Annotated in this window: 1 protein-coding gene; it reads left to right on the top strand. The window is 67.0% G+C overall.

The window, feature by feature from the left end:
• Positions 1–70 precede the first annotated feature (70 nt).
• Positions 71–937 carry a class I SAM-dependent methyltransferase gene (locus tag OP496_RS17975; RefSeq protein ID WP_280565316.1) on the top strand — a complete coding sequence of 289 codons (867 nt, stop codon included), beginning with the start codon at positions 71–73 and terminating at the stop codon, positions 935–937.
• The last annotated feature ends 82 nt before the right edge of the window (positions 938–1,019 follow it).

Here is a 1,019-nt window from a genome sequence, read left to right as displayed (position 1 = left end):
CCCGGGCCTCGCTGCGCGATTGGTCACAGGTCGGTGCAGCCTTTGCCACCGCTTTGCAACGAGGCGCCGAATGAACACCGCCGGCACGTTCAGCGAGTCTTGGCTGGCACAGCGCGAGCAAGCCGATCACGACGCCCGCGCCACGGCCCCCATGCAGGCCGCCGTCGACTGGCTTGCCACGCGTGAGCGCCAAGTGCCCTGGCAACTACTCGATCTCGGCAGTGGCAGCGGCGCCAATGTACGCTATCTCGCGCCTCGCTTGCCCGGCCCTCAGCACTGGCATCTGCTCGATCATGACGATGCCTTGCTCGGCCATGCCGTAGAGCGCTGTCAGTCCTTGCGCGATAACACGGAAGCGCCCATCCACGTGACCACGCATCAGCGTGATCTGCATGCGCTCGAAGCGTCATGGTTCGCCGGTATCGACTTCGTCACCGCCTCGGCGCTGTGTGATCTGGTCAGTGCCACCTGGGTCGAGGCCCTGGCCGACGCCTGTGCGGCCCATTGCGCCGCGACATTAATCACGCTCAGCGTGGACGGCAATATTCGTTTCCAGACCGATGACGTGGCGGTCAATGATGCCGAAGATGCCTGGCTCCTCGAGATACTCGCCGCGCATCAACGCCGCGACAAGGGCCTCGGGCCCGCGCTGGGCACCACGGCGCCCCAGGCATTGATCGACGCCTTCACCGCCAGAGGCTTTTACATCGTCGACGCTGAAAGCCCCTGGCGCCTGACGCCGGCGCAGCGCCCCCTGGCGCTGAACCTTATCGATGGCTGGGCCGCCGCCGCCCGTGAGCAAGCCCCGCATGATCGCCAGCGCATCGAACGCTGGTGGCAACGCCGCCGGGAGGCCCTCGACCGGGGGCATCTCGACCTGCACGTCGGGCACCGCGACCTGTTCGCCGCCCCGGAGCCAGCCCATGCGTCCCGCTAATGCAACCCTCGCACGTCTGGGCGTCAGCCTGGTGCTGATCGGGGCGCTCGCCTGGCAACTCTATACTCGGCCGCTGCGAGAT

This window comes from Chromohalobacter sp. 48-RD10 (assembly GCF_029889785.1).
In the GTDB taxonomy this organism is placed as follows: Bacteria; Pseudomonadota; Gammaproteobacteria; order Pseudomonadales; family Halomonadaceae; genus Chromohalobacter.
Note: the sequence above shows the minus strand (reverse complement) of the source record. Positions and strands in the feature narration are given on the sequence as shown.